The sequence below is a fragment of the Prochlorococcus sp. MIT 0916 genome (assembly GCF_047305155.1).
Classification (GTDB): Bacteria; Cyanobacteriota; Cyanobacteriia; order PCC-6307; family Cyanobiaceae; genus Prochlorococcus_B.
The window spans coordinates 503382-519256 of the sequence record NZ_CP138980.1; the positions used below are offsets into that span (position 1 = coordinate 503382).

Annotated in this window: 14 protein-coding genes and 1 tRNA gene; 3 read left to right on the forward strand and 12 right to left on the reverse strand. The window is 36.3% G+C overall.

Annotated elements, in window-relative coordinates; all coding sequences use genetic code 11:
• Positions 1 to 22: 22 nt before the first annotated feature.
• The gene (gene recF / locus SIB53_RS02705) at positions 23 to 1123 is read right to left on the reverse strand and encodes a DNA replication/repair protein RecF (RefSeq protein ID WP_413679102.1); all 1101 of its coding nucleotides are present in this window, start codon (positions 1121 to 1123) and stop codon (positions 23 to 25) included.
• Between the two features lie 79 nt (positions 1124 to 1202).
• Between recF and SIB53_RS02710 the strand changes: the two genes are divergently transcribed.
• Positions 1203 to 1276 (forward strand) — tRNA-Arg (locus SIB53_RS02710).
• Positions 1277 to 1288: 12 nt separating this feature from the next.
• On the opposite strand, the gene SIB53_RS02715 is transcribed toward SIB53_RS02710, so the two are convergent.
• The 8 genes from SIB53_RS02715 to SIB53_RS02750 form a co-directional block, all read right to left on the reverse strand.
• Complete coding sequence (locus SIB53_RS02715; RefSeq protein ID WP_413678673.1) at positions 1289 to 1741, reverse strand: N-acetyltransferase; 453 nt, start codon at positions 1739 to 1741, stop codon at positions 1289 to 1291.
• A 1-nt stretch (position 1742) separates the two neighbouring features.
• Positions 1743 to 4727, reverse strand: a complete 2985-nt coding sequence (gene ppc / locus SIB53_RS02720) for a phosphoenolpyruvate carboxylase (RefSeq protein WP_413678674.1) — start codon at positions 4725 to 4727, stop codon at positions 1743 to 1745.
• 35 nt (positions 4728 to 4762) lie between these two features.
• On the reverse strand, positions 4763 to 5902 hold the full coding sequence (gene gshA, locus SIB53_RS02725; protein ID WP_413678675.1) for a glutamate--cysteine ligase: 1140 nt from the start codon (positions 5900 to 5902) through the stop codon (positions 4763 to 4765).
• On the reverse strand, positions 5899 to 7419 hold the full coding sequence (locus SIB53_RS02730; RefSeq protein ID WP_413678676.1) for an anthranilate synthase component I family protein: 1521 nt from the start codon (positions 7417 to 7419) through the stop codon (positions 5899 to 5901). The genes gshA and SIB53_RS02730 overlap by 4 nt, the downstream gene beginning before the upstream one ends.
• 61 nt (positions 7420 to 7480) lie before the next feature.
• Entirely contained in the window at positions 7481 to 7906 is a 426-nt protein-coding gene (psaD, locus tag SIB53_RS02735; protein ID WP_413678677.1) for a photosystem I reaction center subunit II, read from the reverse strand.
• A gap of 96 nt (positions 7907 to 8002) precedes the next feature.
• Complete coding sequence (locus SIB53_RS02740; RefSeq protein ID WP_413678678.1) at positions 8003 to 9394, reverse strand: sensor histidine kinase; 1392 nt, start codon at positions 9392 to 9394, stop codon at positions 8003 to 8005.
• A 427-nt stretch (positions 9395 to 9821) separates the two neighbouring features.
• Positions 9822 to 11096, reverse strand: a complete 1275-nt coding sequence (gene rodA / locus SIB53_RS02745) for a rod shape-determining protein RodA (protein ID WP_413678679.1) — start codon at positions 11094 to 11096, stop codon at positions 9822 to 9824.
• Between the two features lie 9 nt (positions 11097 to 11105).
• Positions 11106 to 12191 carry a P-loop NTPase gene (locus SIB53_RS02750; RefSeq protein ID WP_413678680.1) on the reverse strand — a complete coding sequence of 362 codons (1086 nt, stop codon included), beginning with the start codon at positions 12189 to 12191 and terminating at the stop codon, positions 11106 to 11108.
• Between the two features lie 179 nt (positions 12192 to 12370).
• Here SIB53_RS02750 and hemF point away from each other — a divergent pair, with 179 nt between their 5' ends.
• On the forward strand, positions 12371 to 13417 hold the full coding sequence (gene hemF, locus SIB53_RS02755) for an oxygen-dependent coproporphyrinogen oxidase (protein ID WP_413678681.1): 1047 nt from the start codon (positions 12371 to 12373) through the stop codon (positions 13415 to 13417).
• A gap of 10 nt (positions 13418 to 13427) precedes the next feature.
• Here the strand turns inward: hemF and SIB53_RS02760 are convergent, their stop codons facing one another.
• On the reverse strand, positions 13428 to 14180 hold the full coding sequence (locus tag SIB53_RS02760; protein ID WP_413678682.1) for an N-acetylmuramoyl-L-alanine amidase: 753 nt from the start codon (positions 14178 to 14180) through the stop codon (positions 13428 to 13430).
• A 12-nt stretch (positions 14181 to 14192) separates the two neighbouring features.
• Positions 14193 to 14750, reverse strand: a complete 558-nt coding sequence (locus SIB53_RS02765; RefSeq protein WP_413678683.1) for a cofactor assembly of complex C subunit B — start codon at positions 14748 to 14750, stop codon at positions 14193 to 14195.
• 187 nt (positions 14751 to 14937) lie between these two features.
• Here SIB53_RS02765 and SIB53_RS02770 point away from each other — a divergent pair, with 187 nt between their 5' ends.
• Positions 14938 to 15582, forward strand: coding sequence for a ribonuclease D (locus SIB53_RS02770; RefSeq protein ID WP_413678684.1), 645 nt, complete (start codon positions 14938 to 14940; stop codon positions 15580 to 15582).
• Positions 15583 to 15603: 21 nt separating this feature from the next.
• Here SIB53_RS02770 and SIB53_RS02775 read toward each other — a convergent pair whose 3' ends face one another.
• Entirely contained in the window at positions 15604 to 15873 is a 270-nt protein-coding gene (locus SIB53_RS02775) for a hypothetical protein (protein WP_413678685.1), read from the reverse strand.
• Positions 15874 to 15875: the final 2 nt, after the last annotated feature.

The window sequence follows — 15875 nt, forward strand, 5'->3', positions numbered from 1 at the left end:
CCACAATAACCGACTAATAGTTTCAACCCAAGGAATCTAATTGCATTAATTGAGAGTTTCGTACCCATTCACCTTCAAAAGAGTCGACATGCGTAGCACTGATTAAACACTGATGTTTCTGACCGACAGCATCTAAAAGCAATAATTGTCGCTTGGGATCAAGCTCTGCCAATACATCATCTAAAAGCAAAACCGGAGATTGGCCATACACCTTTTTGATTAATTCTAATTCGGCCAATTTCAAAGCCAACACAATAGTCCTCTGCTGACCAGCAGAGGCAAAACGTCTTGCATCTACTCCATTTACTTGAAACTGCACATCATCACGATGAGGACCTACTCGACAATTCCCCGTTATCTCTTCCTCAAGCCTGATTTCTAACAGTTGACGTTCAATACTCTCCCTCCAACACCTTTCACTCTCCTCACCTTCGAGTTTACTTCCGGGCAAATAAACAATATTTAGTTTTTCTTTACTATTACTTAGATGTTGTTGCCAACTTGCAGCCATAGGAAGTAGCCGATTTAAAATACGCCTACGTCTTCGATGAATTCTGGTACTCACTAAAGCCATTTGCATATCATAAGAATCTAATAAAATATTTTTATCCTTATTAGATTCAACACTTAAATTTCGCCAAAGCTGACTTCTTTGCCTAAGCAATCTTGAAAACCTCCCTATCAAATCAGAATAAATAGGCTCAAGTTGTTGCACAATTCTATCTAACCAATTTCGTCTAAGAGCAGGTTCTCCTCTAATCAAGTCAAGATCAAGCGCGCTAAACCCTACGCTTCTCATAGGACCTATCAAATCAATTTGACGAGTTAAAAGTTTTTCATTTTTGTAAGCTTTTCTCCCACCTTTCCTATTTAACTCTAAAGCAAGTTTTTGATCATCTTCAAGCATTGCAGATAAGCAAGCCTTATCTTGATCCCAATAAATTAAATCCTGGTTTCGATTAGATCGATGAGAACGTAAACTAGACAGGAGTTCTACGGATTCAAGAAGATTAGATTTACCAACTCCATTTTCACCTATGACTATCAAACGGTTTTCAGTTAACTCAAACTGAAAACATTGATAATTCCGAAAATTCTTAAGTTCTAACTGTTGAAGATGAATGTTTCTTTATTGAATTTGTATGTAAGCTAATTTTAATAAGGTCTCAATATTTGGCCTTTTTTAATAAGAACCCATTTTTGGGCATGTAGCTCAGTTGGATAGAGCATCAGATTCCGGTTCTGAGAGTCGGGGGTTCGAGTCCCTCCATGCTCGTAAAATTAATTTTTAAAGTCTAACTCCCATTGTTTTGATGCCATTAGGATCTAATAAAAATCCATTAGCTTCCAATGCTTTAAGTGAAATTAATGGAGCAGCAACAGAAATACTGCAGCCTGGTAATTCCCGTCTAATGATTTCAATTGCCTTAAAAACTACAATAGATATGTATTTTTCTTGTTGATCACCAGGTTCTGCCACTAAATCCCACAAATTTGCATTTAAACCTTTATCACTGGTCACACGAACAAAGCCTACAAGGTTATCAGAAGTCTTTTCAAGGAGAGTTAAATAAAAATCACTATTTTTCAAGGCTAATTCTAACTTCCTCGGTTGATGCGCATCTTGATTACATCTTGATAAGAGCTTATTAATTTTTCGCACAGCAATGAGTTCACTTCTTAGTAGAACAAAGCCCTCAGGAATGTGAGGATATTTATTTGGTGAATTCAATCCAAGCATTTCATCCTGTATTTCTCATCCCTGCAGCTATGCCATTGATAGTCAACAATGCTCCACGCAATAATTCACTACGGCTATAAGTTCGTGAACTTTGTGTAGAGTCAATACTGAAATCTTCACTAATTGGTGGTTGACGATTCTGATCTCTTAATCGCTTGAGAAGAGCAACTTGTAAAAATCCTAAGGGAACGATAGTCCTATTTCGCAAATTTACAGACAATTGTAGAGCAGGATCAGCACTTAATAATTTTGACTTCTCAGTAATTTCTAGAATTAATTTTTTAGTCAGACTATATTCATTTGAAATAATTTCGAAAATACGAGCGAATGCATCTCGATTATCCTTACCACCTAAACTAACCATATAGTGGTGTGCAACCTCCAGATCAACTTTTGAAAGTGTCATCTCAACTTTAGATATCAACATTCTAAAGAATGGCCATCTCTGGTTTAACATTCGCAACATCTCCATTTGGTCGGGGTCTCTCTTGAGTTCAGTAGCTAAGGCTGTACCAACCCCAAACCAACTTGGCAAGAGAAAGCGACTTTGAGTCCACCCAAAGACCCAAGGGATAGCACGTAGACTTGATAAGTCTTTTGCACCACTCTTTCTTCTAGCAGGACGACTAGAAATTTGTAATTTACTGATTTCCTCTATTGGAGTAACTACTTGAAAAAATTGAACCAAATCAGGATTATCATGTACTAAAGCTCGGTAATGCTCCCTTGAACGAGCTGCAAGTCTAGTCATCAATTCATTCCAACTTGGCGTAGCATCTAATTTGTTTGTGACTAAGCTATTCTGGATAACAGCTGTGGTTACAGTTTCAAGGTTATATAGAGCTAATTCCGGAAGACTATATTTAGAGGCAAGAACCTCCCCTTGCTCTGTTATCTTTATCCGACCCTGAAGAGTCCCACTTGGTTGAGCCAAAATTGCTTGATAAGCTGGTCCTCCTCCTCTTCCCACAGACCCCCCTCTTCCATGAAAAATACGTAATGCTATCCCTTGTCTACTCGCTAGATCTTGTAGTGCTATTTGGGCCTTATGAATTTCCCAATTACTTGAAAGGAAACCAGAATCTTTATTGCTATCAGAATATCCAAGCATAAGTTCCTGAAGTGGTTGCTTTTTCTCTCCTACACGTGGAAGTAAGTCACGATAAGCATCTGTCTGAAGCAACGACTCCATTACAGAAGGAGCATGTTGCAAATCCTCAACTGTTTCAAATAATGGAACAACCAGAAATTCAGCAGCTCCTAAAGTTGGATCAATTAAGCCTGACTCTTTGGCTAATAGAAGAACTTCTAATAAATCTGAAGCTGTATGACTCATTGAAATCACATACGAGCGACATATACGAGGACCAAATTCCTTCTGAAGCCTATGAAGCATATGAAAAACCGAAATGGTTTCTTGAGTACTTTTAGACCACTCAAAAGCAGGTGGTATAAGTGGTCTCCGAGTTTTTAATTCTTTCATTAACCATTTAACTCGACGTTCCTCGTCCATCCCTCCATACGACTCAGGTAGATCTAAATAGCTAGTGAGTTCATCCAAAGCATCACTATGTCGTGTACTTTCTTGCCTAATATCTAAGCTAGCCAAAGAAAAGCCAAAGATATGAACTTGATTTAATAAAGTATCTAGAGGTTCACAAGTAAGATCTGTACTAACTAAACTATTCTTAATAAGCTCTAATTCATTTTTGAATTCATCTACAGATCTATAGTAGAGAAATTCATCAAAACTACTAAGAGTAGACATTAGAGTTTTTCCTTCGGGTGAAAATTGCCATCCTGCATCAGCTAGCTGCTTATTACGTAGCTGAGTAAGTCTTAACCTCTCTAATGTATAGCTTAGTTTTAATCGATAAGGTTCTAGGCGATATCTAGCAGCTCTTTCCTCATAAACCTCCGGGAATCGAACTCTATCCATTTCTAATGACTCTAGCAAAGGAGCACTGACTTGACTCCATTGCATAGATATACTCAATTGATCTCTTAACTCTTGAACTGATGCAATATACCTATCCAACATTAATTGTCTTTGGTAGCACGCGGTTCTCCATGTGATTTCAGGAGTAACTGACGGGTTCCCATCACGATCTGAACCTACCCAAGAACCAAATGTACAAAAAGCTTCATTAGGAATCTCTACATCTGGATAACTTGAAGCTAATGCAGTAGTCAGTCTTCTTCTTAATTGAGGCATTGCATCAAACAAAACCTGCTGAAAATAATGAAGCGCATAGTCGACCTCATCGAGAACAGTTGGTTTAAATTGATGAAGCTCATCAGTCCTCCACCACAATCTGATCTCCTCCTCTAATTGCAACCTAAATATTTCTTTCTCAGATTCGGAAATTGAGCTCTTAGATTGAAGTTGTTGCAAAAGAGTGGCTACTCTACGTTGTTTGTGCCGAACAGTGTGTCTAACTATTTCAGTTGGATGAGCTGTAAATACAAGACGAATATCCATTTCCCTCATCAAAGCATCAAGCTGAGCTGGAGGTACATTCAAACGACGTAATCGCTCAAATAATTGTCTAAAAGTTGCTGGTGCAGTCTGACTGGCTAAAGCTGGTGCAAATGGGTCTATTTTATAATCACAATTTCCTAACTTCCCTTTTTTCATACTCTCTAAATAACTATCTTCCTCTATACGTTGTTCAAGAATATTTACTAACTGAAAATAAAGAGAGAAAGCTCTAGCAGCAGATATCGCTTCAGCTAAGTCCATTTCTGTAATCAATTGGACTATTGCATGCGATGAATTATCTTGATTTGACTGACTAGGGTCACTTAATTGTTTTAAACGCAATAGTCGGTCTGTTTGATCTGAGGGACATTCACTTTTGAGAACTGTTTTCCAAAGATCCTCAACTAATTCAAGCCTTTGCTGCAATAAATATCCAGGATCTTGATCCTCAACACTTACGTCCGAGTGATTAGAGGTATTTTCGTTAGAAGGATTTTTCAACATAAACGTATTATGAGGCAGGTATACCGACTTAGTCACTAATAGGTTGATTTCATTTTCATGAAATTGGACTCTTCTCTTTCCATTTCACTAATACCTTGCTGAAGCAAAGATTGAATTGATACCCCCTTGGAATAGGAATCAAGCCATGTCATGGATTGATTTCCGTGTATTAAAACAGATTCGATTGGTTTGAGTAAATCAAACATATCAAGTTCCTTAGCTAAAGGAGTTACATCTAAGAGAAGGTCCTTAATCCAATCCCGACATTTGATTTTTTGCCCATTTTTCCAATGAGATAAATTTGCATTAAGACTAGATTTAGCTGCAATCAAATCATTTTCATCTGCCAAAAGAGCCAATTCTGCTTGTGTTTTAGAACTTGCTTCAATTGGATCATATTTGTCACTATTGTTTTTAAGATTAATAATTCTGAGCTCAATTAAGGCTGTTATAGCCAAAAGCAAATCAACATTACTGACCAAATCACATATCCTCAGCTCTATTCGATTTAATACATGAGGTCTTTCTGGACCATTTGGCCTTACTGATGTCCACAAATGTCTCTCATTTTGCATATTACCCTGACCTATTTGCTCTTCAACCCATTTCACATAGTGTGGATGATCAACAAACATAGGGACACTAGAAGGAGTCTTAGGGAATTGAAGCCATCTTTGAGAATGTGCCCCCGTTGCATTTCCCTCTAAGAAAGGAGAACTAGCACTAAGTGAAAGAAATAATGCTGCCTCACATCTCACCAAGCGAAGAGCTGAAAAAAGTAAGGATAAATTTTCAATGCCTAGATTAATATGAATACTCGCAGTAACAACTCTTGTTCCATAATTTTTTTCGATAAAGGAGTGATAAGAGTTCCCTAAATCTGACCTGTCAAAGATTTTTGCATTTCCAAGACTTAGAGTACTTCCTGGTAAAATTGTAAGATTTTTGCAATCAAGCCATTTCCTAAGTTCTTGTCTTGGCAATAAAAGTGCATGTTTTAAAACTTCGTATCTTTGATCTGGAACGGTTATGTACTCAATATTTCGTTGATCCGGTTCTTTGACAAAATCTGATAAATCTTGAGTAATAGCTGATGAGACACCTACATTTTCTCCAGCAAATGTGCCAGTAAAAAGCTCCACTTCAAACCCCTTCAAAAGCATAGAGTTAGTCATAAATCAGGGGCTTCTAAGCAAGCTAAAGCAGTAAACATCCCTTTCGCTTTATTTAAAGTTTCTTGATACTCATTAGAAGGAATGGAATCTGAAACAACCCCTGCCCCAGCTTGAACTTGAACAACAAAATCGTTTTTATTTTCCCTACGAACAATCATTGTTCTGATAGTAATAGCTGTATTCAAAGCTCCATTTAAATCTATAGATCCATAAACACCTGAATAAGGTCCTCTACGTTGTTTTTCTAATTGATTAATTAATTGCATTGCTCTTATCTTTGGAGCTCCACTAACAGTCCCAGCAGGAAAAGAAGCAATTAACAAATCCCAAACATCCTTTCCTTTTTTTAAAGTACCTTCAACTTCACTGACTATGTGCATTACATGTGAATATTTTTCTATAACCATTAGTTCTTTTACAAAAACAGTACCCGGAGTACAAACTCGACCTAAATCATTTCGACCTAAATCGACTAACATTACATGCTCTGCTCTTTCTTTTGGATCTTTTAAAAGTTCTTTTTCTAGATTTGAGTCCTCAATATCATTTTTGCCCCTTGGACGTGTACCTGCAATTGGTCTCAAACTTGTTTGAATGCCATTATCTGTTTGTTGGGCCTTAACCATCACCTCTGGACTAGAACCAATAAGTTGCCAATCTCCAAAGTCAAAAAACGCCATAAATGGAGAGGGATTAACCATCCTCAGGCTTCGATATAACTCAAAAGGTTTTTGTCTAACAGTTGACTCCAGTTTTTGACTAATGACCAATTGAAAAACATCACCTTTTTTAATAAATTCTTTTGCTGATTTAACACTATGTTCAAATTGTTTTTTTGTAGTGTTAGCAGTCATATTGAGAGATCGATTTGTTTTTTCATTCCACTTTAAAGACTTGATTGGTTGTAAAGGAGCAGCCATTAAATCTTCAAGTTCATGGATTTGTTCACAAGCAATTTCATAAGCTTTTTGAGGAGAAGCCCCATCACTTAAGTTTCCATATGCAACAGCTGTTATTAGACGCTTAACTTGATCAAAAATAAGAATTTTATCCATAAACATCCAAATACCATCAGGCAAGTCTTGATCCGATAATTCATAGGTATGTACTGAGGGCTCAATCCATTGAATTAGTTCATAGCCCCACATTCCAAAAAGCTGTCCAAGTTGTGGCAAGCCAGATAAAGAGACAGATTTATAAGGCGCGAGCATTTTTCTGAGAATTTCAATTGGATTACCATGTAACTTTTCTTGTTTTCCATTTCTCCAGCTTCTAATTAATTCATTGCCCCTAACTGTTGCCTTCCAGAGTGGATCAGATGCAACCACACTCCACCTGCCGATAGTTTCTCCACCTTCTACTGATTCCAGCAATACTCCTGGAGGGCTATCATTTCCAACTTTTAGCCAGGTTGTCAGAGGTGTTTCTAAGTCTGCAGGCCAACTTTTTGCCAAGGGTATATAGTTTGCCCCAGTGGAAGCTGATAAAAGAAATTGTTCTTTATCTAAACTAAGCATGACTGCATAATGGCAGCCCGATATATAGATTTAAAGGGTACAAAAGTTTAAATTGAAGTTCTCAGGCATCGTAAGTTTTTTTTCCGCTAAATTTCAAACTTGCTGGATTAGGATTTTCTCCAATACGTCTATTATTGTAGCCTTCTTTCAGACGTCCTTCATTGGGCTTTTCAGAAAAAACTCCATCTTTAGGGAAAAGTAATTCTCTATCACCTCCGGGGAAAATTCTGTAAATTTTACTTGTTTCAATTCTTGGTTTAAAACCCCTTAATTGAGTATTCAAAGCAAAACATTGCTCTTTTCTTGCGAAATACATAAGGTTATCCCCCTCATGCATTACTGCAGCTCCTCCAGTTGGAAGTTCAAAAACCTCAGAAGTTTTACTTGTCCAAGTAATTGCATATTTTTCTTCGGTTTCAGCCGAGTTTAATAATCCACCAGTGCTTCCAATATGTTTTGGAAGTGTGCCAGGTAATACTTCGGTCATGCTTTTAGTTCAACCAACTTATTCTTTATATTTTTAAATTAGCACTTTATTTTGTGCCTTTTGACTCATTTCACGTCAACTTCACACGCGTCAACATTAATCCAGACGATCACATTCTTTTAAATCAGAAATAGGAAAAAATATAGTTATTCCACTATCTCGCCTATTAGTAAGACGACCACCAAGACTTTTTAAAAGTCTTTGCGTTGCAGCTTGACTAAGCTGCAAATTACCTGTAGCGGGATTCCAACTAAGTACAGGCCCAATTTCTTCATTAGAAACACTTTCTGATACTCCAGAATGATTAATTGTGGAAAGCTGAGTTAAAATTTGAAGTTTTAATCTCTGCCCAGCCGGCCTTAATTTCAAAGTTAATTCACCGCCCTCTTGCAAACCACGACTATTGCGGTCAATAAGACCGGTCAACATTAATTCAAGACCTTTAGAATCACTTAAAACTTTTGGCAAATCCGGTGTGATATCCAGAATAAGTTTCAAGCCTTTTCGCTCTAGCTGATTGATCCACGCAGGAGAGAGCGTCGTGAGCATTTTACCTAAATCAGTTAAAGCCAAAGTTGTCTGTTTAGGCTTGCTTCTCTCTAACTCCACTGCATTAAAAATCAAACCAAAGCGATCAATCTGTTCTGTACATTCAATATCTATTTGCTTCAAGCGGTTTTCAACGATTTTAGGTAAATCTTGCTTCCTAAGAAGAGATCTTATTAGAGTTCTTATGGTCGCTAAAGGAGTTCTAATTTCGTGCGTTAAAGCTTCTAGTAAAGAAATCTCACTATTTGTTGAAATTGATTTGTCTTCACTAATTAAATTATCCGGCAAAGTTTGAATATTCAGACTGGGTGCAATATCTGCGAGACGTTGAGACAATAAAGGCCAAAAAACCTTAGATAAGTCATCATTTGTTTTAAGCTGACCCATCTCTCCTAGTGCGTTTCGGAGATTGTTTGCTTGTTCAATATTTTCTGTATTCAATCTCTTATCAAGCAATGTCAAAAGTTCACTTAAAGTCTCAGGATCACTCCGCATTAATAATTTTCTTTCCTGGCAGTTTCCTTCTAAAGCCAAGGCAATTTGAATTTCAGGAGTTATAACTATCAACAAAGGGTCATTTCCATCTTCCTCAAGAAGACTTAAACGCTCATAGCCTGAAGAATCATTATGAAAATCCATCACACCTGATTGACTTGGAGGCAACATCCCCATAGAAGGCTTTGTAAGGTTTAACAAATCCTTTGGTGCCCAAACCCATCCTTGAAATTTCTTGAGTAAGTTAGGCTCGTATAATGCTGGTAAAGGTGAAGACAACCATAGACCTCTTGTGAGGTTCATTGGTAGCAAAATATCCGACTGAAGAGTTTCGAGAGCTGCCCACCACATTCTCCTTACTGCAGACTCACTGCATGTGGAATGAGGAACTCCTTGAGCCATTCTTACTTGTAAAGTTTTAATAGTTACTAGAGGAATAGTCACGAAATCCCCCGGACCTCATACAAACCTTTAAATTCATTTGATTGATTAGATTTTAAAGGATCAAAAAGCATAAAAAGTAGAGTTGCAACTCGTTAATGTCCCTTAGCTGACTATTTTTAAATAGATGGATTGAGAATTTAACAATCAATCTCAATACATTTATTTAATAGGCAAATTAAGATCAGTGGACATTATTCGTCCATAATTCAGGCTTATTCAGGTAATTAAGCCCTCTCATGCCTGAGTTAGTTAATAATAACTAATTCAATGAAACAAATGTTTAATCTGAAAGTGAGGATTCCTTCCTTTACATAAAGGAAAAACTTAGCCACAGAATGGTATTTACTCATTAACCATCTTAGGTCTTAAAGCTTTAGTGTTAATAAATTAATGCCTCTAAAAATAATGATAAGCAAAAGTATCTAATTTAAAGATTTTTTCTTAAGGACTGGCCTCGTCTTGAGACAGATAAACAAAAGCCAAGACTTATAAAGTTAACCAATAACGCAGTTCTTCCATAGCTCATAAAAGGCAATGGGATGCCAGTCACAGGACCCAGGCCAATAGTCATAAATATATTCACCATAATTTGAAAAATAAACATTGAAGCTATTCCAATAACAATCAAAGATTCAAAATCAGTACGCGCCTCGATAGCAATCTTTATTAATCGAAAAATTAGAATAAAAAGTAAAAACAAGACGAATAAAGTTCCTAAGTAACCTGTTTCTTCGCCAAGAGCACTAAAAATAAAATCAGTATGTTGCTCTGGGATGAATTTTAATTTGGTTAATTGGCCTTGCATCAAACCTGATCCAAACAATCCTCCAGATCCAATACCAATTTGGCTTTGAAGCATATGATATCCACCACCTAAAGGATCTTTGCTAGGGTTAATAAAAAGAATTAATCGATCTCTTTGATAATCTCTTAAAACAGTTTCCCAAAACCAAGGAGATAATTTAGCTATTATTGAATGAAGAAAGACAACAAATAATGTTAGTAATTTTTTGTGATTCGGCAGAGACTTATAAGACAAAAAACCAATTATTGGAATCCAAATAAAAAGACCAAAGTGATATAAATTTGCTATTAATCCTGTTACTAAAGTAGCCAAAACAATAAAAGCCCACTCATATGGCATCCCAGACCAATACAACATTCCAAGAAGTATGGCTCCAAAAACAAGAGATGTCCCAAGATCAGGTTGTATAAAAACCAGAATCCAAGGTAAAAAGGAAACCAATAAAGGTTTAATCAAATGTGATAAATCAGAAAATCTTTTTCGATCTAAAATAGAAGCCAAGACAAGTATTAAGGATAATTTTGCAAATTCTGATGGTTGAATATATAAGCCAGCAAAGCTGAACCATCTCTGTGCTCCTAAAGCAGAAGTACCACTAAAATTTACATACAAAAGTGATGAGATCGTAAAAAAATATATTGGAATAATATATTTTCGTAAATCTTGCAAAGGAAGTTGAGCTAAAAAATAAACAATTAAAGATCCTATATAAGCAGTAATTACATGTTGATACCAATCTGTAATTCCAAGATTCCTTTGAGTACTTGCTATTAATAAACAAGATAAATGTACTAAAATAAAAGGTACAATCCAAATTATTAAGTCTACATCTTTCCAAAATTTTTTATTTCGAACTATTTTTAAAGTAGATATTTTATTGCGACCAAAACCCATCATTACTTTAAATCACTGTTTAACTGATAAGGCATTACATAAAGTGCCAGCAAGTTCTAAAAATACTTTTGCTGTTATTGAATCTCGCGATGTATGAACTACTGGCAGATCCTTGCCCGTACCAGAAAAGGTATCTGTCTCTATTGGTATCTTAGAAAGTAAAGGTACATTATTCTCTTTAGCTAATTGATTACCTCCTCCTGAACCAAAAATCTCATATGACTTTTGTGGCTGATCTGGAGGGATAAAACAAGTCATATTTTCGATCACTCCGAGTACAGGAATATTCATTTGTTTAAACATTGCCAACCCCCTTCTTGAGTCTTGAAGCGATACATTTTGAGGAGTTGTAACTATTATCACCCCTGCCATAGGAACTGCTTGAGCCAAAGAAAGTTGGGCATCTCCAGTCCCAGGAGGAAGATCTACTATTAGGAAATCACGTTCACCCCAAGAAGCTTGATATAAAAATTGTCGAATAATTCCATTAAGCATTGGGCCACGCCATATTACTGGCTGATTTTGATCAATTAATAATCCCATTGAAACCATTCCGATCCCGCATGTTTCAATGGGAATAATCTTTTGCTCTGCACCCGAACCTATGACTTCAGGAGTTATTTCACTAACACCAAGCATATAAGGCGTATTTGGTCCATAGATATCAGCATCAAGCAACCCAACCTTGAAACCCTTTTGACTAAGGGCACAAGCCAAATTCACGGCAACAGTACTTTTTCCGACGCCACCTTTACCGCTACTGATGGCGATAACATTTTTCACTTTTGGTATTGGAGTTAATCCCTGAGATGGACCACCATGACCAGCTTGACCAATTGGAGACTCCTCAGATGGAGATGAATTACCTATCTCAATTTGTACTTCTTCAATATCTTCCAATGACTTAATGCTTTCCCTAATATCATTTGCTATTTGACTTCTTTGAGCTATCGCAAAATTTGGGAGAGTAAGCCTTACAACAATTTTAGGTGGCTTGACTGAAATTATTTCCAGCCATCTAAGTTCAACAATAGATCGTTTACTTCCGACATCTTTGACTGAATTAAACGCTTTTAAAACCTTCTCGTTGGTTTTCATTCTTAATTTCTATTACATTCGATGATAGTAAAAAAATCGACAGATCTTCCACCTCATTATCCAATGATATTGCCTTTAGTAATAAGTCAAACTATTCGCAATACAAACTTTTCCAATATTGGTGTGAAATTTGCATCATTTGAAAGTATTTTTTTAAAGAAAGCAAAATACAATTAATTTTGTCCTCCTTACAAGATCAAGCCAATTTACCGGCAAAAAACTCAAGAGATCGAGCCAAAAAGCTTGTTTTAGCCCTTCAAGATGAAATTTGTGGTGGCTTGGAGGCTATTGATGAAGAAGGTAAATTCCTAGAAGAATCTTGGGAGAGACCAGAGGGTGGTGGTGGACGCTCAAGAGTCTTGAAAAATGGAAAAATCTTTGAACAGGGAGGAGTGAATTTTTCTGAAGTACATGGCAATGAACTTCCACCCTCAATCATTAGCCAAAGACCAGAAGCAAAAGGACACTCGTGGTTTGCGACAGGGACCTCAATGGTTCTTCACCCCAAAAATCCATATATACCAACTGTTCATCTGAATTACAGATATTTCGAGGCAGGTCCTGTTTGGTGGTTTGGAGGAGGGGCTGATTTAACCCCTTTTTATCCATATCTATCTGACACGCGTCACTTTCACTCATGCCATAAAGCTGCATGTGACACAATTAACGAAGATCTTCATAAGGTTTTCAAACCTTGGTGTGACGAATATTTCTTTCTAAAACATAGAAATGAGACAAGAGGAGTTGGAGGTATTTTTTATGACTATCAAGATGGATCGGGCATGCTTTACAAAGGACAAAATGCGCATGGGAAGGCCTCTAATATCTCAAAAGAGCTCGGGAACTATTCTTTAAATTGGGAAAATCTTTTTTCACTTGCCAAAGCATGCGGTCAGGCATTTCTACCGTCCTATGAGCCAATAATAAAAAAGCGAAAAAATCAAAACTTTTCAGAAAAAGAAAGAGACTTTCAACTTTATAGGCGCGGTAGATATGCTGAGTTCAATTTAGTATGGGATAGGGGTACCATTTTTGGATTACAAACGAATGGCAGAACGGAGTCAATATTGATGTCATTACCACCTTTAGCGAGATGGGAGTATGGATATAAGCCAAAAGAAAATTCACGTGAGGCTCTATTAACAGATTTATTTACTAAGCCTCAAGATTGGTTTACAGACAAATCTCTGGAAGAGAGGTGTCTTACTCATCAAGCATTGGATTAGTACTGCACTTCTAGATTATTCCATTCAAAAAAGCACGAACTATTTCATTTGCAAGTAGCTTTATTGTTTTTTTCCTAGTTTTTAAATTTCTGAGATTTTTTTCAAGCAAACCCTCTAATTTTCCAATTTCAAGAATCCTTATTTGCCTTCGTGGAGCACCTAAACCTCCTCTAAATAAAACAGGAAACCGTCCAAATTTTCTTGCAATTGATTCGTCTATTTTATTTGGAGCCTCAAAAAAAGGAGGGATCAAACCTGAACCAACTCCATACTTACCATATGCATCAAAATGAATCTCAATCGCATACCCACCACGTTTAACGAATCTCTTCCCGACTGACCAATTCGTTCTTGGATCATTTGCATCATCTATATTTCTTATTCCTGGGTCATAAGATCTGATATTCAAACCACTCTTTTTACCAAGTTTTACAATTGATTCTTGTAATTTTAAATTCCAAAAAAGTTCATCACTAATTCCAGGATTCATTGGATTCAAGCCAAACTTATCAACAGCTTCACCAGGGGTGCCCGCACCAGCCATTCCCTGAGAGTCTGCATGGCCAGCTAATATTAAAATAGGTATATTTTTATCTACATCTATACTCCCAACCCAAGTTGCAGGAAGCTTCGAAGCTTCACCAATGATTAGTTCAAAATCTTCAGTAAAATTATAATTCCTATTGTAATAAAGTTGAGAAAAAGCATAAAAAGTAATTAAAAATACTAATAATTTTAAACAATTTAATACTTTATTTCTCACCACAAATCCGAATTAAATAGGGGAAGAAAGTAGAGAGTTTTCACTACTAAGCTCAAGACTTTCAGATAATTCCAACTGAATTGCTATTAGCTCATCACGATGAGCTTTGATTCGTAAAATACAGTTACTGGATGTATCTGAGCTTAATAACTTAACTTGTAGTGATTCCTCTCGTTTAGATTTGATACGATAAACAATTCCGGCGCAAGGAGCGCCAACTGCTGCAAGTAGCAAAGGCCACCAACTCAAAGCTGGGTAAAGTTGAATTAAAACCAAACCCAAACAGGCTGAGCCCAGTCCTCCGAGGCAAGATAAAAAGATCACCAAAAATGTACTAGAGGCAACATTGCCATTAAATATCAATAATTTCTCTTCAGCATTGCCTCCATTCTTTTTCCAACCACGTTCTTCTAACCAAAAACTAATGCCTTTCAAAACTTCCAGAGGAGGTAAAGGAGACTGAACATCTACAATTGTTGTGCGGTCCTTACTTGCAGCTCGCAGAAAAAACCCCAAACCTATCGCCAATAGGATAGTGAGAAATAAAGTTGAGGAGAATGCAGATTGCATCTCAAAAATACGATCCCCTTTATTTTAATTGTTCTGGAAAACATAGCTACAAAAGTGAGCTAAAAAGATTAAAAGATATTAGAAAAGATAAAATCGTTAAATTTACTAAATATTTTTCATCATTTGAGGTATTAGAATTAGAGCATCAAAAAAATAACCGATAAATTAAATTCTCATTACATTTGTTATGCAAAAAAAACTTGATGAACCCTCGACTTTCAAGATCTTTGATAAAGACATAGATAATGAAACTGCAATTGCCTTAAAATCATCTATGGCTTTAGCAGTTGATACCGAAGCCATGGGATTAATTCATGGTAGAGACAGGCTATGTTTAATACAAATATGTGATGAATTTGATAATGTGATTTGTATTCGTATAGAACGAAATCAATATTCAGCACCAAACTTAAAATTTATTCTTGAGAAAAAAACAATTGAAAAGGTCTTTCATTTTGCAAGATTTGATGTTGCTGCCTTAGCAAATAATCTAAATATTGACGTTAATCCAATTTTTTGTACAAAAATTGCAAGTAAAATTGGTAGAACTTACAGTCCAAGGCATGGATTGAAAGAAGTAGTTATGGAAACTGTTGGAGTGGAATTAGATAAACAATCTCAAAGCAGTGACTGGGGAAAAGTTGGTGATTTAACTCAAAAACAACTTATCTATGCATCAAATGATGTTAGATATTTACTAGAAGCAAAACACAAACTTGAAGCGATGTTGAGACGTGAAGAAAGATGGGAATTAGCCAAAAAATGTTTCCAATGCGTACCAATTTTTTCCGAGCTTGATAGAAGACGATTTACAAATATTTTTGAACATTAATTTTCTCAACATAAAGATCTATTAATCTTCAAGCATGAAATTCTCCTCTTCTTTTAGAGCCTTTAATAATTGATCAAATGAGGCAGAAGCCGATACATTTTGTTTTTTATCCTCAATTAAAGTTTGCTCAAGGATCTTTTGAGCAATTTCTTTTCTCGATTGCAAATCTTTTTTTCCTTCTCTAGCTGCCGCTACCTCTACTTTTCGTCGAGCAGCTGCAATACTAATACTTAAAGAAGATGCTAACTGAGCACAAATTTTAAGATAATGATGATCTTCAATTAGTGGCATAT